This window comes from Rhodopseudomonas palustris (assembly GCF_003226555.1).
Taxonomy (GTDB): Bacteria; Pseudomonadota; Alphaproteobacteria; order Rhizobiales; family Xanthobacteraceae; genus Rhodopseudomonas; species Rhodopseudomonas palustris_I.
On sequence record NZ_QKQS01000013.1, the window covers coordinates 199,649 to 218,062 of the forward strand.

The 18,414-nt window shown below is 67.1% G+C and carries 16 protein-coding genes; 2 read left to right on the top strand and 14 right to left on the bottom strand.

The features are described 5' to 3' along the window. Positions 1-31 precede the first annotated feature (31 nt). The 5 genes from pyrH to dnaE form a co-directional block, all read right to left on the bottom strand. Positions 32-748 carry a UMP kinase gene (gene pyrH, locus DNX69_RS08660; RefSeq protein ID WP_110785609.1) on the bottom strand — a complete coding sequence of 239 codons (717 nt, stop codon included), beginning with the start codon at positions 746-748 and terminating at the stop codon, positions 32-34. A 73-nt stretch (positions 749-821) separates the two neighbouring features. Next, entirely contained in the window at positions 822-1,748 is a 927-nt protein-coding gene (gene tsf / locus DNX69_RS08665; RefSeq protein ID WP_110785610.1) for a translation elongation factor Ts, read from the bottom strand. 124 nt (positions 1,749-1,872) lie between these two features. Next, entirely contained in the window at positions 1,873-2,868 is a 996-nt protein-coding gene (locus DNX69_RS08670; protein ID WP_110785611.1) for a 30S ribosomal protein S2, read from the bottom strand. Positions 2,869-3,114: 246 nt separating this feature from the next. Continuing rightward, positions 3,115-5,562, bottom strand: a complete 2,448-nt coding sequence (locus DNX69_RS08675; RefSeq protein ID WP_110785612.1) for a caspase family protein — start codon at positions 5,560-5,562, stop codon at positions 3,115-3,117. Positions 5,563-5,739: 177 nt separating this feature from the next. Continuing rightward, on the bottom strand, positions 5,740-9,195 hold the full coding sequence (gene dnaE, locus DNX69_RS08680; protein ID WP_110785613.1) for a DNA polymerase III subunit alpha: 3,456 nt from the start codon (positions 9,193-9,195) through the stop codon (positions 5,740-5,742). A gap of 497 nt (positions 9,196-9,692) precedes the next feature. Between dnaE and DNX69_RS08685 the strand changes: the two genes are divergently transcribed. Next, positions 9,693-9,938, top strand: coding sequence for a DUF3551 domain-containing protein (locus DNX69_RS08685; RefSeq protein WP_110786030.1), 246 nt, complete (start codon positions 9,693-9,695; stop codon positions 9,936-9,938). Positions 9,939-10,051: 113 nt separating this feature from the next. Next, the gene (locus tag DNX69_RS08690; protein ID WP_110785614.1) at positions 10,052-10,312 is read left to right on the top strand and encodes a DUF3551 domain-containing protein; all 261 of its coding nucleotides are present in this window, start codon (positions 10,052-10,054) and stop codon (positions 10,310-10,312) included. A gap of 165 nt (positions 10,313-10,477) precedes the next feature. Here the strand turns inward: DNX69_RS08690 and DNX69_RS08695 are convergent, their stop codons facing one another. The 9 genes from DNX69_RS08695 to mce form a co-directional block, all read right to left on the bottom strand. Continuing rightward, positions 10,478-11,176 (bottom strand): ABC transporter ATP-binding protein, encoded by a 699-nt coding sequence (locus DNX69_RS08695; protein WP_110785615.1) that lies wholly within the window; start codon positions 11,174-11,176, stop codon positions 10,478-10,480. Positions 11,177-11,187: 11 nt separating this feature from the next. After that, positions 11,188-12,468, bottom strand: coding sequence for a lipoprotein-releasing ABC transporter permease subunit (locus tag DNX69_RS08700; RefSeq protein ID WP_110785616.1), 1,281 nt, complete (start codon positions 12,466-12,468; stop codon positions 11,188-11,190). Positions 12,469-12,544: 76 nt separating this feature from the next. Next, positions 12,545-13,864, bottom strand: a complete 1,320-nt coding sequence (gene proS / locus DNX69_RS08705; protein WP_110785617.1) for a proline--tRNA ligase — start codon at positions 13,862-13,864, stop codon at positions 12,545-12,547. 174 nt (positions 13,865-14,038) lie between these two features. Next, complete coding sequence (locus tag DNX69_RS08710; RefSeq protein WP_110785618.1) at positions 14,039-15,637, bottom strand: copper resistance CopC/CopD family protein; 1,599 nt, start codon at positions 15,635-15,637, stop codon at positions 14,039-14,041. Then, positions 15,634-16,161 carry a YcnI family protein gene (locus tag DNX69_RS08715; RefSeq protein ID WP_110785619.1) on the bottom strand — a complete coding sequence of 176 codons (528 nt, stop codon included), beginning with the start codon at positions 16,159-16,161 and terminating at the stop codon, positions 15,634-15,636. The genes DNX69_RS08710 and DNX69_RS08715 overlap by 4 nt, the downstream gene beginning before the upstream one ends. Continuing rightward, the gene (locus tag DNX69_RS08720; protein ID WP_110785620.1) at positions 16,161-16,700 is read right to left on the bottom strand and encodes a copper chaperone PCu(A)C; all 540 of its coding nucleotides are present in this window, start codon (positions 16,698-16,700) and stop codon (positions 16,161-16,163) included. The genes DNX69_RS08715 and DNX69_RS08720 overlap by 1 nt, the downstream gene beginning before the upstream one ends. A 126-nt stretch (positions 16,701-16,826) precedes the next feature. Beyond that, entirely contained in the window at positions 16,827-17,180 is a 354-nt protein-coding gene (locus DNX69_RS08725; RefSeq protein WP_234826900.1) for a hypothetical protein, read from the bottom strand. 543 nt (positions 17,181-17,723) lie between these two features. Next, the gene (locus tag DNX69_RS08730; protein ID WP_110785622.1) at positions 17,724-18,005 is read right to left on the bottom strand and encodes a DUF1467 family protein; all 282 of its coding nucleotides are present in this window, start codon (positions 18,003-18,005) and stop codon (positions 17,724-17,726) included. Positions 18,006-18,008: 3 nt separating this feature from the next. Further along, complete coding sequence (mce, locus tag DNX69_RS08735; RefSeq protein WP_110786031.1) at positions 18,009-18,413, bottom strand: methylmalonyl-CoA epimerase; 405 nt, start codon at positions 18,411-18,413, stop codon at positions 18,009-18,011. Between the last annotated feature and the right edge of the window lies 1 nt (position 18,414).

Sequence of the window (18,414 nt, forward strand, 5' to 3'; positions counted from 1 at the left end):
ATCATGTTCGCCGCGCGCCGCGCGGCCGTCGTCAGCCTGCTACGACAGTGCCCCGTCCCGCGCCGCTCAGCACCGCGCCGATCGAACCGGGCTCGGCGATCGAGAACACGATGATAGGCAGCGAGGTTTCACGGGCAAGCGCGAAGGCCGTAGCGTCCATCACCTTGTAGCCGCCGGCGAGCGCTTCCGAATGAGTCAGTTTCTCGAACCGCTTCGCATTCGGATCGAGCTTCGGATCGGCGGTGTAGACGCCGTCGACATTGGTGGCCTTCAGCACCGCGCCGGCGCCGATTTCGGCAGCACGCAGCACGGCGGCAGTATCAGTGGTGAAATACGGATTGCCGGTGCCGCCGGCGAGCAGCACGATGCCGCCTTCGGCGAGCGTCTGCTCGGCGGCCGCGCGGGTGTAGAGCTCGCAGACTTCCGGCATCATCAGCGCAGCCAGCGTGCGCGCTTTTTGGCCCTGTCGCTGCAGCGCTTCGGTAAGCGCCAGGCAGTTCATCACGGTGGCCAGCATGCCCATGGTATCGCCGGTGGTGCGCGACACGCCGCGGGCGGAGACTTCGACGCCGCGAAAAATGTTGCCGCCGCCGATCACCACGGCGACTTCGACGCCGAGGGCGCGGGCGGCGATCAGCTCGCCGGCGACGCGATCGATGGTGGCCTGATCGATACCGTAATCCTGGGGACCGGCGAAATACTCGCCCGACAGCTTGACCAGCACACGACGATAGATCGGCTCAGCCATGACGCGGTCGTTGCCCCCTTGTTGATATGACAACTCCCGGCCCGAGGGCCGGAAGTCGCAGAGCGCGAAACGCTTACTTCTGGCCCGAAGCGGCCGCGACTTCGGCGGCGAAGTCGGAGGTCTGCTTCTCGATACCCTCGCCGAGGGCGTAGCGGACGAAGCCGGTGATCTTGATCGGCGCGCCGACCTTGCCTTCGGCTTCCTTGACCGCCTGCGCGACCGACTTGCCCTTCTCGTCGTGGATGTAGGCCTGCTCCAGCAGGCAGACTTCCTTGTAGTAGGTCTTCAGGCCGTTCTCGACGATCTTCTCGATCATGTTCTCCGGCTTGCCCTGCTGACGATACTTGTCGGCCATCACCTCGCGCTCGCGCTGCACCACGGCCGGATCGAGGCTGGACGGGTCGAGCGCCTGCGGGTTGGCGGCGGCGACGTGCATGGCGAGCTGGCGGCCGAGCACGGCGAGTTCGTCGGCCTTGCCGGCGGATTCGAGCGCGACGATCACGCCCATCTTGCCGGCGCCGTCGATCACCGCATTGTGGATGTAGCTGGCGACCACGCCCTGCGACACTTCAAGCGCGGCAGCGCGGCGCAGCGTCATGTTCTCGCCGATGGTGGCGATCGCGTCGGCGATCGCGCCCGCGACCGTGGTCGAACCGACCGGCGCGGCGTTGATCGCGTCGATGTCGGCGCCGACCTTGAGCGCGACCTGGGCGATCATCTTGACCAGGCCCTGGAACTGCTCGTTGCGCGCGACGAAGTCGGTCTCGGAGTTGACCTCGATGACAACGCCCTTGGTGCCGTCGGTGAGCGCACCGATCAGACCTTCGGCGGCGACGCGGCCGGCCTTCTTGGCGGCCTTCGACAGGCCCTTCTTGCGCAGCCAGTCGATCGCGGCTTCGATGTTGCCGTCGGTCTCGGCAAGCGCCTGCTTGCAATCCATCATGCCGACGCCGGTGGTCTCGCGCAGCTCCTTGACCATTGCTGCAGTAATCGTTGCCATCGCTAATAAGCCCTCTGCCTGTGAGTGCGACCGCGCAGCCGAAGCCCGCGGTTCGCAATCAGGAACACATCTCAGATTTTGACGACGGAACGATGCGGCCGGATGCCGGCCGCATCGCCCGGAGTTATTCCGCCTCGGCGGTCAGCGACTTGGCCTGCGCCACCCAGGCATCGGCCCGGCTCGGCAGACCGAGCTCTTCGCCGATCTGATGCGCAGTGGCCTGGTCGAGCTCGGCGAGCTGCCAATAGTGGAAGATGCCGAGGTCGTTGAACTTCTTCTCGATCGCGCCGGACACGCCCTGCAGCTTCTTGAGGTCGTCCGGGGTACCGCGCGGACCCGGCAGGCCCTGGAAGGCCGCCGCCTGCGCCGCCGGCAGGTCTTCACGCAGCGGCTGCGACGCCGCACCGATGTCGATGCCGACATCGCCCTGCGCGCGCGAGATGCCGTCGATCACCGCACGAGCGACCAGATCGCAGTACAGCGCGATGGCGCGGCCGGCGTCGTCGTTGCCCGGCACCAGATAGGTGATGCCCTTCGGATCGCAGTTGGTATCGACGATCGCGGCGACCGGGATGCCGAGACGCTGGGCTTCCTGGATCGCGATGTCTTCCTTGTTGGTATCGATCACGAAGATCAGATCCGGAAGACCGCCCATGTCCTTGATGCCGCCGAGCGAGCGGTTGAGCTTGTCGCGCTCGCGCTGCAGCTCGAGGCGCTCTTTCTTGGTGTAGGCATTGGCGTCGGCCGAGCTCAGCACGTCCTCGAGGTGACGCAGCCGGCGGATCGAGCCCGAGATCGTCTTCCAGTTGGTCAGCGTGCCGCCGAGCCAACGCGAGTTGACGAAATACTGCGCCGAGCGCTTGGCGGCATCGGCCACGGCGTCCTGCGCCTGGCGCTTGGTGCCGACGAACAGCACGCGGCCGCCCTTGGCGACGGTGTCGCTGATCGCCTGCAGGGCGCGATGCAGCAGCGGCACGGTCTGGGTCAGGTCGACGATGTGGATGTTGTTGCGGACGCCGAAAATGTAGTCCGCCATCTTCGGATTCCAGCGATGCGACTGGTGACCGAAATGCACGCCAGCTTCGAGCAGCTGACGCATCGAGAATTCAGGAAGCGACATAGGTAGTTCTCCGGTTGGTTCCTCCGGAAACGTGTGGGCAACCGTGCCTGAGATGGGGACGAATCCCCTCGCAGCCCGGCGCCACCGGACGGCCTTGTGAGCCATGTTTCCGTGTGAGATGGCGCGCGTTATAGCGGGATTCCCCAATAACGCAAGGCGTTCCGGCCGGGATTGGCCGAACGGAGCCCCCCGTCCCGGCCGCCCTGGCCGCGGGCCAGCCGGCGGTTCAGTCCGCCGGCGCCCGGTTCAGCACTGCTTCACTCCCGGCGGGCAGCGTTTGGCAGGCCCCTGAGGAGGCCGCGGCGGCGGAGCGGCCCGCGGCGGTGCCGGAGGACGCGGCGGCGCGACACGGGGTGGCGGCGGCGCCATCCGCGGTGGAGCCGGCGGCGGGGCCATCCGCGGCACGACGCGGGACGGCGGCGGCGGAGCGACCACCCGGGGCGCCACATGCATCGGCGGCGGCACCGGGCGGGCAACCGTTGGCGGTGCCGGCCGCTGAATCCGAGGCGCTTGGGGCGGCGGCGGACGCCGCTCCACCCTCGCGGTAGCCGGCGGACCCGGCGGCCTGACCGGACGCGAGACCGGGCGCAACGCCGGCGGCGTCGGTCGCAGCGCTGCGGCGGCCGGTGGCCGCACCGTCTCCGGCCGCACCGCCGGGCCAGGCGCCGGCTTGCCGGCCTGTCGATCCGGCCGCGGCGAAACCGCCGCCGGCGCGAGCCTGGCATTGCCCATGGCCGGGCCGGGTCCGGCGCCAGGCCGGGCGGTCGCCGGTCCCGGCGCCGGCGGTAATCCTTTGGTTCCAGGCACCGGCAGCGCCTGCACCGCCGGCGCGGCACCGGCGGGCGCGCCGGGTCCGGGACGCCCCTGCTCCGGACGCGGCGCCACGGCAGGCCCATTGGCCCGCGCCGGCGGCGAACCCGGAGCGGCTCCAGGCATGGGACGCGGCGCGGTCGTGGCCTGCGCCGGCGCGAGCGTCGCCGCGGGCTGGGCCAGTCGCGGGCCCTGGAGTTGCACGCCGGGGCGCGGCGCAAAGCCGCCTGGCGGCCTAGTGGCGATCGACGCGCTCGGCGGCACCGCCGCTTTGCCCTGCTGGATCAGCGCGGCCCGATGCAGCGCCGCGGCCGGCAGCGCCGCGCCGATCACCGCACCGGAGGCGACGGCGGCCGCGGCTACGGCCGGTGCGGGCGTGCCGGGCGCAGCGACGGTAGGCCCTAGCGGCGGGCTCACCAGCGGCGCAGCCGGATTGGCCGCCACCGGCGGCGGCTGGTTGATCACCTGATTGATCACCGTGGTGTTGTGGATGTTGGCGAAGATGATGTTGTTCGGCGGCGGTCGCACATACACCGGCGGGCGAACATAGGCCGGGATCGGCACGAACAGCGGCCGCGGCAGATAGAACAGACCGATCGGCGGCGGCGGCGGTGGCAGCACCACGAAATCCGGCGGCGGTGGCGGCAGCAGGTACACTGGCGGCGGCGGTGGCGGCGCGAAGTCGAACTCCGGATCGCTGAACATCAGCACCGGCCGGTCGACATAGACGATTTCGTCGGGCGGCGGCGGCGGCACGTCGTAGTCGATCATGGTGAAGCTCGGCGGCGGCTCCAGCGCGGCGGCGAGGAAATCGAGGCGGCGCCGTGCATCTGCGGCGTGCGGCCCGCGCGGATAGCGCCGCAGATACGACCAATACGCGTCGGGCGTATCGACCCGGTAGGTGCGGCGCCAAGTGATCGCCTCGCGCCGCGCGGCGACGATCGCCCTCACCCGCTTGGCCAGAGGATCGTTCGGGTAGGCGGCGAGGAAATCCTCATAGGCCTGCAGCGTGTCGCGATCGAGCGCCGCTGCATAGGCCTCTTGGGCGCCGAAATCGCGGATCGGCTTGGAGCGCAGCGTCTGGTCGACCGCGGCCATCGGCGGCGCGTCGGGCGCGCGATCGAAGAACATGAAATTGGAATCGACCGTCCGCGTATCCCACGGCAATTGCGCGCCCTTGGTATTCTCGTTGACGCGCAGCCGGACCCGGTCGAACAATTGCGGCAGCGTCAGCCCGCCGGTGCGGATCATCTCGGCCAGCGCCTGGGCGTAGACCCCATAGGCTCCGCGCTCCTCCGGCGCCACCGTGCCGGGCGCGGCATTGAAGGCGATCAGCATCTTCGGGTTGGGCTCGACCATGGCCAGTCCCGAGGCGACCGATCCGCCCGGCACGAACGGCTGCTCGCGCGCCAGATCGAGCACGACGACGCTAGTCTTCAGCGGCAGCGCCGCGAGCTGGCGCAGATAGTCGCTGATACGCAGGCCTTCGGTCGGAATCTCGGTGTCGCGCGACAGCTGCGTGTCGACCGGGATGAAGTAGTTCTCGCCGGCGTATTGCACGCCGTAACCGGCGAGATAGATCGCCGCGACGGTGTCGGGGCCGGACTCCTCGGCCTTCTTCAGAAAGTCGCGGAAGGTGCCGCGCAGCGTGTCGCCGTCGAGATCACGCGCACCGGTGACATCGAAGCCGGCGGCCTGCAGCGTCTGAGCGATCAGGCCGCCGTCATTGGCGGCAGTGGACAGCGGCGCTTTGGCATAGGCGCCGTTGCCGATCACCAGCGCGATGCGCTTTTCCTGCGCTTGCGCGCGGGCATGGTCGATCGGGACGACGAGGATGACAGCGACAACGACGGAGGCGAGAGACAGGACGAAGCTGAAACGCATGGCCGGGGACCCGCTGCATGGGCGCCGCCGGGACCGACCGAGCGCCGCCGCATGCATTTCAGCGCGCCGCAATCTGAACGGCGATTGAATAGATCACGCCCTGATTAAGGCTGGGCCGCTGGCGAGGCGGCGCGGCCGACGGACCGACCTGTGGCTGTGCGCGAGCCTTCCCCCGGCTCACAGCGTCTCGACGTGCTCGACGCCGCCGACCGCTTTGATCGCACCGGCGATCTGCGGCGAGACCTGGAAGCGACCCGGGATCTCGAACTCGACCTCGGTCTGCGGATCGAGCCGCAGCACCAGCGCAACGTTGCCGCCGGCCGTTCTCGATTCCGACGGCTGCAGGCGCTTGGTCAGCGACTCCAGCGGCTTGGTATCGCGCAGGAAGATCCGCAGCCCCTTCTGGGTCTTGGCCGCGGCAGCGTCGAGCAGTTCGGCGTGCAGCACCCGGGCGCGGACATCTTCGCCCTGCAGCTCGGCACCGAGCTGCAGCAGCACTGCAGCCCCTGGCTCCAGCACCTCGCGATATTGCGCCAGACCTTCGGAGAACAGCACGGCTTCAAAATGCCCGGTCGGGTCGGACAGGCCCATGATGCCCATCTTGTTGCCGGTCTTGGTGCGCCGTTCCATCCGCGACACCACCGTGGCGGCGACCTTGCCGGCAGTGGCGCCGGACTTCACCGCCTTGCAGAACTCGGCCCAGGACTGCACCCGCAGCCGCTTCAGCGCGGTGACGTAGTCGTCGAGCGGATGGCCGGACAGGAAGAAGCCGATCGCATCGTATTCGCGGCGCAGCCGTTCCGCCGGCAGCCAGGCGTCGATCTGCGGCAGAATGATCGAGGGGGCGTCCGACAGCCCGCCGAACATGTCGTTCTGGCCGCTGGTCGCCGCTTCATGATTGCGCTGGCAGGCGGCGACGATGGCATCCGCAGCAGCGGACACCACCGCGCGGTTGGAGTTGAGGCAGTCGAACGCGCCGGCCGCGGCGAGACATTCCACGACGCGCCGATTGATGGCGCGCGGATTGACCCGCGCGGCGAAGTCGGCGAGCGAGGCGAACGGCTTGTCGCCCCTCGCCTCGACGATCTGCTGCACCGCCTGCAGGCCGACGCCCTTGAGACCGCCGAGCGCGTAGTAGATCGTGTTCGGACCGACCTCGAAGGTGGCGCCGGAATGATTGACCGACGGCGGCTCGACCTTGATGCCGAGCCGCTGCGCCTCGGCGCGGAATTCGCTGAGCTTGTCGGTGTTGTGGATTTCCAGCGTCATCGACGCGGCCAGGAATTCGACCGGATAATGCGCCTTCATGAAGGCGGTCTGGTACGATACCAGCGCATAGGCTGCCGCGTGGCTCTTGTTGAAGCCGTAGTCGGCGAACTTGGCGAGCAGGTCGAAGATGGTGTCGGCGGCGTCCTTGGCGACGCCGTTTTTCACCGCGCCTTCGACGAAGATCGCGCGCTGCTTGTCCATCTCGGCGCGGATCTTCTTACCCATCGCGCGGCGCAGCAGGTCGGCGTCGCCGAGCGAGTAGCCGGCCATCACCTGGGCGATCTGCATCACCTGTTCCTGGTAGATGATGACGCCGAACGTCTCCTTGAGGATCGGCTCCAGCATCGGATGCAGATATTCCGGCTCCTCGTCGCCGTGCTTGCGGGCGCAATAGGTCGGGATGTTCGCCATCGGGCCCGGGCGATACAGCGCCACCAGCGCGATGATGTCCTCGAACCGGTCGGGGCGCATGTCGATCAGCGCCCGCCGCATGCCGGCGCTTTCAACCTGGAACACGCCGACCACATCGCCGCGGGCCAGCATCTGATAGCTCGGCGCGTCGTCGATCGGCAGCGTGTGCAGATCGACGTGGATGTCGCGCTGCTTCAGCAGCTTCACCGCGACGTCGAGCGTCGTCAGCGTCTTCAGGCCGAGGAAGTCGAACTTCACCAGCCCCGCCGGCTCGACCCATTTCATGTTGAACTGGGTCACCGGCATGTCGGATTTCGGATCGCGATACAGCGGCACCAGATCGCTGAGCGGGCGATCGCCGATCACGATGCCGGCGGCGTGGGTCGAGGCGTGCCGGGTCAGGCCTTCGAGCTTCTGGGCGATGTCGAACGCGCGCGCTACGATCGGGTCTTCGTCGCGCGCCGCCTGCAGCTTCGGCTCGCCCTCGATCGCCTGTTTCAGGGTGATCGGCGCGGCCGGATTCTGCGGCACCAGCTTGGTCAGCTTGTCGACCTGGCCGTAGGGCATCTGCAGCACCCGGCCGACGTCGCGCAGCACGCCGCGCGCCTGCAGCGTACCGAAAGTGATGATCTGCGCCACCTGATCGCGGCCGTAGCGCTGCTGCACGTATTCGATCACCTCGCCGCGGCGATCCTGGCAGAAGTCGATATCGAAGTCCGGCATCGAGACGCGTTCCGGATTGAGGAAGCGCTCGAACAGCAGGCCGAACCGGATCGGATCGAGGTCGGTAATGGTCAGCGAATACGCCACCAGCGAGCCGGCGCCCGAACCACGGCCCGGACCGACCGGGATGCCGTGCGCCTTGGCCCATTTGATGAAGTCCGACACGATCAGGAAGTAGCCCGCGTATTTCATGCGGGTGATGACGTCGAGTTCGAAGGCGAGCCGCTTGTTGTAATCCTCCTCGGTCGTGCCCTGCGACAGGCCGTGGACGCTGAGCCGTTTGGCGAGGCCCTGCTCGGCCTGGTGGCGCAGCTCGGCGGCTTCGGCGGCGGCCGCTTCCACGGCGTCGCTGACGCCAGCGCCGACGGTGAATAGCGGCAGGATCGGTTTGCGGGTCAGCGGCCGGTAGGCGCAGCGCTGCGCGATCTCCACCGTCGAGGCCAGCGCTTCGGGCAGATCGGCGAACAGCACCGCCATCTCGGCGCGGGTCTTGAAGCGGTGATCGGGGGTGAGCTGGACCCGCTCGGTCTCGGCGATCAGCTTGCCGGACGCGATGCACAACAGCGCGTCGTGGGCCTCGTAATCGTCGGTCGAGGCGAAATGCGGCTCGTTGGTCGCGACCAGCGGCAGCCCCTTGTCGTAGGCAAGATCGATCAGCCCGCCCTCGGCGCGGCGCTCGGCATCGGTGCCATGGCGCTGCAGCTCGACATAGAGCCGATCACCGAACGCCTGCAGCAGCCGCTCGCAGCGCTGCGCGGCGAGCGCCGGATCGTGCTGCATCGCCAGCGATATCGGACCATCGGCCCCACCGGTCAGCGCGATCACGCCGTCGGTCTCGCCGTCGAGCCAGTCCAATTTGATGTGCGGCGCCTGATTGACCGGGGTCTCCAGGAACGCCCGCGAATTCAGCCGCATCAGGCTGCGATAGCCCTGCTCGCGCGCGGCCAGGAGCACGATCCGCGCCGGCTCGCCGAGCGCGCCGTGCCGGGCATTCGGATCCTGGTCGCCGAAATCGACCCCGAGCTCGAGCCCGACGATCGGTTGGATGCCGTAGCCCGACAGCTTGTCGGAGAATTCGAGCGCACCGAACATGTTGTCGGTGTCGGTCAGCGCCAGCGCCGGCTGGTGGTCGGCTTTCGCCAGCTCGGCCAGCTTGGCGATCTTCATCGAGCCTTTCAGCAGCGAATAGGCCGAGTGGACGTGCAGATGGACGAATCCGGCGTTGCTCATCGGCGCGGCGGCTCTTCAGATCGAATGGCGGGTCGGGCGAGAGGTGGACGGAGCCGGCGCCAATCGGCCGCCGACTCGGGTAAGCCAATGGTGGGCTCCCTCACCCGTCACCGCAAGCAGCGACGGCGCGCTTTTCCCCGCTATGCCGAAGCGATCGCAGCGCCCGCTCCCTCGCCGGGATCAGGCCTGTGCCAGCACCTGGGCCCAGACCGCCACCATGCCGATGAACAGTGCAATCGACGTCAGCGCCGCAGCTTCCTGGATGAAGATCTTCAGCATCGTCCCGCTCCCTGACTTCGTGAACATAACAAGAACAATGTTCTCATTTCGTTCTAGAGTCAAGAAAGCCCGGACCACAGCAACCTTGGTCGTTAACGAGACGTTACTATCCCCGGAATTCACCGCGCGGCGTGGATTGACGCTGATCGGGGAATGGCGCACGGACCGACACAACCTTGCGCCCGGCCATGGGCCGGCGCGCCGCAGCGGAGACGACGATGCGATTTGGAGCGATGGTGCTGACGGCGGCCGGGCTGTTGCTGCCGGCGGCGGCCGCGGCGCAGCCTTACGACAATTATCCGGTCTGCCTGCGGGTCTACGGCCCGGTGCGCTACGACGAGTGCCGCTACGTCTCGATCGAGCAGTGCCGGCCGTCGGCCTCGGGCATCGCCGGGCAATGCGTCGTCAATCCGTGGTATCAGCCGCCAGCGGGGCCGAATGCCCGCCGCGCCCAACGCCGCTGAGCGAACGTTAGATGCGCCGCGCCCGCCGGCGTCATAGACTTCTGCAATAATGGCGGGTGAAATTCGAGTCGCCGCCGAGGCTGCTCCGCAGTTCAACAAGGATACCAACGACGATGCGCAAGCTGTTCCTGATCGCGATGCTCGCCGGCCTCGGCCTGACCACCACCGCGGAAGCGCGGGACTACCGCGTCTGCCTGCGGGTGTATCAGAGCTACCATGACTGGTACGACGAGTGCAGCTACGACACCATGGCGCAGTGCCGGATGTCGGCCTCCGGCCGCCATGCCGATTGCATGATCAACCCATGGTACACCGCGCCGCAGCCGGCAAAGAAGAAGCTGCGCAAGCATCGCCGCCAGCATCGGCAGCACTGAGGCTCTGCAGGCCCCCTCAGGCCAGTCATTCCGGGGCGCGCGAAGCGCGAACCCGGAATCTCGAGATGTTCTGCGTTGAGGCCCCTCACCCTGCACTGCGGGATTCCGGGTTCGCTCGCTGACGCGAGCGCCCCGGAATGACGAGATGAGAAGGGCTGGCCCGCCCTATTCCAGCTCGACCACCACGCCGTTCTGCAGCGAGACGCGGCGGTCCATCCGGCCGGCCAGCTCCATATTATGGGTGGCGATCAGCATCGCCACCTGGGTCGCCTTGACCAGCTGCATCAGCGCATTGAACACGTGATCGGCGGTGTGCGGATCGAGGTTCCCGGTCGGCTCGTCGGCGAACAGTACGCGCGGCGCATTGGCGACCGCGCGGGCGATGGCAACGCGCTGCTGCTCGCCGCCCGACAGCTCCGCCGGCCGGTGGGTGATGCGGTCGCCGAGCCCGAGATAGGCCAGGATTTCCTTGGAGCGACTGATCGTTTCCTTGCGCTTCAGGCCGCGGATCATCTGCGGCATCATCACGTTTTCCAGCGCGGTGAATTCCGGCAGCAGCCGGTGCGACTGATAGACGAAGCCGATATCGGTGCGGCGGATCTGGGTGCGCTCGGCATCGGTCAGCGCCGAGGTCGCCGCGCCTCCGACATAGACCTCGCCGTCGTCGGGATGTTCGAGCAGCCCGGCGATGTGCAGCAGCGTCGACTTGCCGGAGCCCGACGGCGCCACCAGCGCCACCGACTGCCCCGCCCACAGCGCCAGCTTGGCGCCGTCGAGAATCGTCAGCGTCGCCTCGCCTTGCGAATAGTGCCGCTTGATGTCGTGCAGATACACGACGGGGATGTCTTCGGCGCCTTGCTCCATCGTCTTTCGCCTTACTCGTAGCGCAGCGCGTCGACCGGATCGAGGCGCGCGGCGCGCCACGACGGGTACAGCGTGGCGAGGAACGACAGCGTCAGCGCCATGATCACCACCGCGCTGGTCTCGGCGAAGTCGATCTCGGCCGGCAGCTTCGACAGGAAATACAGCTCCGGCGAGAACAATTCGGTGTTGGTGACCCAGGACAGAAACTGCCGGATCGACTCGATGTTCAGGCACACCAGCACGCCGACCAGGAAACCGGTCAGCGTGCCGACCACGCCGATCGCAGCTCCAGTGATCAGGAACACCCGCATGATCGAGCCCTGGGTCGCGCCCATGGTGCGCAGGATCGCGATGTCGCTGCCCTTGTCCTTCACCAGCATGATCAGGCCGGAGATGATGTTGAGCGCCGCGACCAGCACGATCAGCGTCAGGATCAGGAACATGACGTTGCGCTCGACCTGCAGCGCGTTGAAGAAGGTGGCGTTGCGCTGCCGCCAGTCGACCAGGAACACCGGCCGCCCCGCCGCTTCGGTGACGGCCTTGCGGAAGGCGTCGATCTTATCCGGATTGTCGGTGTAGACCTCGATCGCTGTGACGTCGTTGGCGCGGTTGAAATACGCCTGCGCTTCCTTCAGCGGCATGAACACGAAGGTCGAATCGTATTCCGACATGCCGATCTCGAACACCGCCGCCACCTTGTATGGCTTGATCCGCGGCGTGGTGCCCATCGGCGTCACCGCACCGCGCGGCGCTACCAGGGTGATGCTGTCGCCGGCATGCAGCGACAATTGATCCGCGAGCCGGCGGCCGATCGCGACGCCCTGGCCTTCGTCGAAGCCTTCCAGCGTGCCCTGCTTGATGTGATTGGCGATCGACGACAGCCGGTTGAGATCGTCGGAACGAATACCGCGCACGAACACGCCCGAGGCGTTGAACGGCGACGACGCCAGCGCCTGGCCATCGACCACCGGCGCGGCCAGCTTGATGCCTTTCACGCCGTTGAGCCGGTCGGCGACCTCTTTCCAGTCGGTCAGCGGGCTTTCCAGCGGCTGCACCAACAGATGACCGTTGAGGCCGAGAATCTTGTCGAGCAGCTCTTTGCGGAAGCCATTCATCACCGCCATGACGATGATCAGCGTCGCCACCCCGAGCATGATGCCGAGGAACGAGAAGCCGGCGATGACCGAGATGAACCCTTCGCGCCGGCGCGCACGCAGATAGCGCCCGGAGAGCAGCCACTCGAATGGGGCGAAAGGAGGGGTCCGAACAGGCTCGTTCATGGCGTGATCCATAGTCCGAATTTCACACGATTCGGGCTTTATCTGGCCGACGCCGCCCTCGCCGCTAAGGCCCGCGGTGGATAAGTGCCTATTGCGTCAGACGTGCGGCCACATCGGCGAGTGCGAGATTTTCGCGCGATCCGTCGCTACGCCGCTTCAGTTCGACCTTGCCTTCGGCAAGTCCGCGCGGACCGACGTGGATCTGCCACGGAATGCCGATCAGGTCCGCAGTCGCGAATTTGCCGCCGGCGCGTTGATCAGTGTCGTCGTAGAGCACCTCGACGCCCTTGGCGGACAGCTCGCGATACAGCTGATCGCAGGCCGCGTCGGTCGCCGCATCGCCCTGCTTCAGATTGAGGATCGTCACCCGGAAAGGCGCCACCGCCTCCGGCCAGATGATGCCGTTGTCGTCGTGGCAGGCCTCGATGATCGCACCGAGCAGCCGGGACACGCCGACGCCGTAGGAGCCGCCATGGATCGGTGCATCGGTGCCGTCGGGGCCGGTGACGTTGGCCTTCATCGACTCCGAATATTTGGTGCCGAAGTAGAAGATCTGGCCGACTTCGATGCCGCGGGTGTTGAGCCGGTTGGCCTCCGGCACTTCGCTCTCGTAGCGCGCCGGCTCGTGGACGTCCTCGGTCGCCGCGTAGACCGAGGTCCACTGCTTGATGATCGGGGTCAGGTCGCCGTCGTAATCGACGTTCTCGTCCGGCACCGGCAGGTTCAGCACGTCGCGATCGATGAACACCCCGGACTCGCCGGTCTCGGCCAGCACGATGAACTCATGGGACAGGTCGCCGCCGATCGGGCCGGTCTCGGCACGCATCGGGATCGCCTTCAGCCCCATCCGAGCGAAGGTACGCAAATAAGCGACGAACATCTTGTTGTACGATTTGCGCGCGCCGGCTTCGTCGACGTCGAACGAATACGCGTCCTTCATCAGGAATTCGCGGCCCCGCATCACGCCGAAACGCGGACGCTGCTCGTCGCGGAATTTCCATTGAATATGATAGAGATTGAGCGGCAAGCTCTTGTAGGACTTGATGTAGGCCCGGAAGATCTCGGTGATCATTTCCTCGTTGGTCGGGCCGTACAGCAATTCCCGCTTATGCCGATCGGCGATCCGCAGCATCTCCGGACCATAGGCATCGTAACGGCCGCTCTCGCGCCACAGGTCGGCGAGCTGCAGCGTCGGCATCAACAGCTCGATCGCGCCGGCGCGGTTCTGCTCCTCGCGCACGATCTGCTCGATCTTCTTCAGCACCCGATGGCCGAGCGGCAGCCAGGCGTAGATGCCGGCGGCCTCCTGCCGCAGCATGCCGGCGCGCAGCATCAGCCGGTGCGAGACGATCTCGGCCTCCTTCGGGTTTTCCTTCAGGATCGGCAGGAAGAAGCGCGACAAACGCATGGGATTTGCTCGGAGAATCGGGTGAAAGCTGAATTTGCGCCAGTGAAACCGGATCGGACGCCAAAACACAAGGGCGGGGCCGCACAGTTCGGCAATTCCGGCCGATTGGCCGCTGCTCGGCGCGGCGCGAACGAGAACCGGTCCTAGCATGGCGGCCGGGTGCTCGGCACCCGACTATCGAATCACGATCGGCCCTTCCAGGTTCACCTTCTCGAAATCCGAGATCAGGATGCCGAGCGTCAGCGTCCACCTGCCCGACACCGGCGCAGTCAGCTCCGCCCGCCACGGTCCGTCCGGCGTCTTCTGCGCTTCGGCGCTGAGCTGTTCGATCCCGGCTTCAGGATTGGCCAGCGTCACTGTCAGCGCCTGCGCGGGAAGCGGCGCCTCGTCGGCGGTCTGCAGCACGACGTCGATCGCGACCGGGCCGGCGCGGCCGGGCGTCAGCGTGACCGTCGCCATCGCCCGCTCGCCATGGAGATGCACCAGCTCGGCGGCCTCGGCGGTGACGCCGCGCGGCGGCGGCGTGAACCGCCACAGCCCGACGACGCCGAGGATCGCGATCACCAGCATCAGCTCGGCCATGATGCTGGCACGCATCGTCCGCACCGCCGCGCCCTCGCCCGCGAGCACCCGCGGCGTCAGCCGCACCCGGTTCCACAGCGCCAGCCCGAGCAGCAAGCCGACCAGTACCAGCTTGGCGACCAGAACCCGGCCGTAATCGCTCTGCCATAGCGCGTCGAGCCGGCCGAGTTCGACCGCCGCCAGCGCCACACCGCTGATCAGCAGCGCGACGATCGCCGCAGGGATCGTGCGCGAGAACCGCCGCAGCGTCGCCGGCGCCGTGTCGCGCTTGCCGATCGCGAGCGCGAGCGGCAGCAGCGCGCCGATCCACAATGCGAGGCTGACGCCATGCACCCACACCGCTGCGGATGCGAGCGTCCGCGGCTCGGCCGTGGCTGCGTGGCCGCTCACCGCGAATGCCGTGCCGAGGCTCACCACCGCGCCGAGCGACAACAGTCGCGCGTTCCAGCCGCGCCAGCGCAGCGCCGCCAGCGCCACGACCAATGCGATTCCCGACAGCGTCGCGGCATCGCCGAACGATCCTGACCCGCCGGCCCGCCACACCGCGGCCTCGCCGAGCCGTGCGAGCGGCAGATCGAGCACGTCCAGCCCCTGCAGACCGACCGACACAACCAGCGCAGCGAGGCCGAGCAGCGCCGTGACGATGCTGGTCGCGCGCGCCCCGCGCGGTGGCGCGGCAGCGATCCAGCCGAGAAACACCGCCCCGCCGACCGCCATCAGCAGCGTCAGTTCGGCGACGATCCGGGTCAGCCAGATCGCGGTACGACGGACAGGATCGTCGGGCACCTCGATGGCCGGCAACCTGTTCCCAGGCGTACCGATCCAGAACGTCAGTGTCCCGCCGACCGGATGGCCGTCGGCCGAGACCACGCGCCAGCTCAGCAAGTGCGCGCCCTGCCCCAGCGGCACCGGCGGCGCGAACCGCAACGTCGCGGCGTCCTGGTCGATCGCGCTGACCGGATGGCTCCGGCCGCGCGGATCGATCAGTTGCAGCCGCACCACCGTCACCTGCTCGTTGAAAGTCAGCGTGAAGCTCTGCGGCGACGTCGCCAGCACCGCGTCGGCGGCGGGAACGCTGGCGACGAGGCTTGCATGCGCGGCCGCGAGCGCCGGCCACAGCATCACGGCGATCGCCGCAATCCAGGCCAGCCAACGCCCGCGGTCGCGTGCGTGACGAAGCGCCGCCGTCACGGCGCCTTCGGCTCGAGCCGCAGCGCGGGGGCCGGCTCGCGTAGCGCATCGTGCTTCTGTCCAGCGGCCGGGATCTCGATCCAGCGGTGCACGCCCTTCTCGCACTCCTGCACGACCGGGAAGTACAGCGTCTTCCCGGCGGCGTCCGGAAGCTTCATCACCAGACCGAAGGTGTCGTACAGATTGTCGGGCAACGGCCCGCCCCGCCACGATACTTCATCGACCGTCTCGGTGATGATCTTGCCGTGCAGCTTCGGCTGCTCCCCCTCGATCTTGCGGGTCTTGATGTCGACGGTCCACCCCGGCTTCATCTGCGGCTTCACCGACAGCACGCCGTCCGGAATCTTGACCCGCACCGCGAGCGTTGCGCTGCCGTCGCAGCCGTGCGGCACGCTGAGCGCCGCCTGGAAGTAATTGCCGGCGGGAGCCTTGTTCGGCTGCAGCGTGACATGGGCCAGCGCTGGACCGACGCCCAGTGCGGCGGCCACGACGGCCGCCGCTCCCATCACGGATCGGGATCGCATCACTTCTTCATCCCGTGACCGCTGTGATCCATCGTGCCGTGATCCATCTTCATCATGCTGCCGCCGGCATCGCCCGGCGCCTTGGCGCCGACGCCTTCGACGTCGAGCGTCACCTGCACCTTGCCGGCCTTTTCGAACTGCAGCGTCACCGGCACCTTGTCGCCCTGCTTCAGCGGCGCTTTGAGGTCCATCAGCATGATGTGGTAGCTGCCCGGCATCAGCGTCACGGTCTTGCCGGGCTCGATCGCCAGCCCCTTGTCGAGCGGGCGCATCTTCATCACGCCGTTGTCCATCGACATCTCGTGGATCTCGACCTTGCCGGCGATGTCGGCGCTGCCCGAGACCAGGCGATCGGCACTGCTGCCCTTGTTCTGAATGGTCAGAAAGCCGCCGGCGACCTTGGCGCCGCCCGGAGTGGCGCGGCTCCAAGACTGGCTGATCACCAGATCACCGGCCTTGACCTCGGCGGCCTGCACGGCGGCGGTGGACAGCAAGGTGGCGACGGCGACGGACGCAAGGCTGCGGATGAACATCTTCATGGGTGGAGTCTTTCTGTCAGTGGAGGAACCGATAACGGAAGTACTGGCAGGCGCGTTCCCCGCGATTGCGGGAGCCACGTGCCGTCCGACGATTGTCAAAAATGGAAACAGCGGCAGAGGCCGCGATCAGGCAGAGGCCGGCAGCAAAACCGGCGGGCCGCGCGCCTGGGCGTGAGCGAACGACCGCAGGCTGATCGGCGCGGAGTCGGCAAGCTGCCAGGCCACCGTCTTGGCAAACCGCGCCACAACGAAATCTTGCGGCGGCAGCGCCGGCACGGGTGCGCCGCCGAGCGAGAGCGAACAGACCACGCAGCAGCTGCCACCGTGACTCACCGGGACACCGTCCGGCGTGTCGGCCTGCGCCATCGCTGCGCACAGCGGCGCAACGCCGACCGGATCGGCCATCGCATGGGCGATGAAGCACACGGCACCGATCGGCGCGAAAATCTGCACCAGCAGCACCACCGCGAGCAATGGCATCACCCGCCCGACACGTCGGCGTAGCGCGGCCAATGCTTTAGGCGGATGAATTATCATGCAGGTTGCTTGCGGTCGGTTGAGATGCGCAGCATCGCACAGGTCGCCAACCGCTCCAAACGAAACTGCCAAGCGCGCGCAACGGGCGACTTATCGTTCATTTCGCGCTTTGCCTTAAATTTGAACATTCGTTGCCGAGAATGATGACAAGGCGCTCCAAATAGGCTACCAATATCGGCACAGGCTGAGCTTTGCGGCGAAAGTCTGAGTGGTCCAAGTCTCGGGAGGAACCCTGACGTTCACCAATGAACGTCGCCCCGGCCAAAGAAAACAACAACTTTTCGGGGTAATTACAGGGTCGACAAGTTTTTCAGCAGGGCGCCGCGCCCTGCTTTTTCTTTTTCAGCACCATTTCGGCACTATTTTTCATTGTACGAATCGCCAAGCCAGCAACTGGCGCGCAAGCGAATCCGCCTCACCGACATTTGGCGATTACGTCGTTCGGATTGAGAGATTCGGAGGATGAGTCGTGCGTCAGCGCCGCCGCTACAGCGGGACGTGCATCAGTCTGGCGAGACGATCGATCGCGAGCCAACCGGCGTGATAGGCGTAGAGCGCGATGGCGAAGATCACCGCCGAGATCAGCGTGGTCCACAACACCTTGCGCGCCAACAGCGTCGCCACTGGCGCGCCCGGATCGGTCCCGGGCACAGCGCCCTCGCCGCCGCTCTCGGCGTGCGTGCGTACGCCGAACGGCAGCGTCACGAAAAACACGATCCACCACAGCACGAAATAGATCGCCAGCAGTCCGGTGATCGTGGCCGCCATGGCTCAGGCTTGTTCGATTTCGACCAAGGCGCCGGAGAAATCCTTCGGATGGAAGAACAGCACCGGCTTGCCGTGCGCACCGATCTTCGGATTGCCGTCGCCGAGCACACGCGCGCCCTCTTTGGTCAGGCGGTCGCGCGCTTCGATGATATCGGGCACTTCGTAGCAGACGTGGTGGATGCCGCCGTCGGCGTTGCGCTCGAGAAACTTGGCGATCGGCGAGGCTTCGCCGAGCGGCTGGAGAAACTCGATCTTGGTGTTCGGCAAGGTCACGAACACGGTGATGACACCGTGATCCGGCAGCGGCACGGCTTCCGAGATCGCCGCGTCGAAGCCGGCGCCATAGACCTTGGCGGCCTGCACCGCATCCTTCACCGCGATCGCCACGTGATTGAGCCGCCCGAGCATG

What these genes read in the sequence shown, in the direction of transcription:
- DNX69_RS08730 (WP_110785622.1), bottom strand. Translation starts at nt 18,005, where the DNA reads ATGGCGGCCACGATCACCGGACTGCTGGCGATCTATTTCGTGCTGTGG.
- proS (WP_110785617.1), bottom strand. Translation starts at nt 13,864, where the DNA reads ATGCGTTTGTCGCGCTTCTTCCTGCCGATCCTGAAGGAAAACCCGAAG.
- DNX69_RS08695 (WP_110785615.1), bottom strand. Translation starts at nt 11,176, where the DNA reads ATGGAGCAAGGCGCCGAAGACATCCCCGTCGTGTATCTGCACGACATC.
- dnaE (WP_110785613.1), bottom strand. Translation starts at nt 9,195, where the DNA reads ATGAGCAACGCCGGATTCGTCCATCTGCACGTCCACTCGGCCTATTCG.
- DNX69_RS08670 (WP_110785611.1), bottom strand. Translation starts at nt 2,868, where the DNA reads ATGTCGCTTCCTGAATTCTCGATGCGTCAGCTGCTCGAAGCTGGCGTG.
- mce (WP_110786031.1), bottom strand. Translation starts at nt 18,413, where the DNA reads ATGCTCGGGCGGCTCAATCACGTGGCGATCGCGGTGAAGGATGCGGTG.
- DNX69_RS08685 (WP_110786030.1), top strand. Translation starts at nt 9,693, where the DNA reads ATGCGATTTGGAGCGATGGTGCTGACGGCGGCCGGGCTGTTGCTGCCG.
- DNX69_RS08720 (WP_110785620.1), bottom strand. Translation starts at nt 16,700, where the DNA reads ATGAAGATGTTCATCCGCAGCCTTGCGTCCGTCGCCGTCGCCACCTTG.
- DNX69_RS08675 (WP_110785612.1), bottom strand. Translation starts at nt 5,562, where the DNA reads ATGCGTTTCAGCTTCGTCCTGTCTCTCGCCTCCGTCGTTGTCGCTGTC.
- DNX69_RS08715 (WP_110785619.1), bottom strand. Translation starts at nt 16,161, where the DNA reads ATGCGATCCCGATCCGTGATGGGAGCGGCGGCCGTCGTGGCCGCCGCA.
- DNX69_RS08690 (WP_110785614.1), top strand. Translation starts at nt 10,052, where the DNA reads ATGCGCAAGCTGTTCCTGATCGCGATGCTCGCCGGCCTCGGCCTGACC.
- pyrH (WP_110785609.1), bottom strand. Translation starts at nt 748, where the DNA reads ATGGCTGAGCCGATCTATCGTCGTGTGCTGGTCAAGCTGTCGGGCGAG.
- DNX69_RS08700 (WP_110785616.1), bottom strand. Translation starts at nt 12,468, where the DNA reads ATGGATCACGCCATGAACGAGCCTGTTCGGACCCCTCCTTTCGCCCCA.
- tsf (WP_110785610.1), bottom strand. Translation starts at nt 1,748, where the DNA reads ATGGCAACGATTACTGCAGCAATGGTCAAGGAGCTGCGCGAGACCACC.
- DNX69_RS08725 (WP_234826900.1), bottom strand. Translation starts at nt 17,180, where the DNA reads ATGCCATTGCTCGCGGTGGTGCTGCTGGTGCAGATTTTCGCGCCGATC.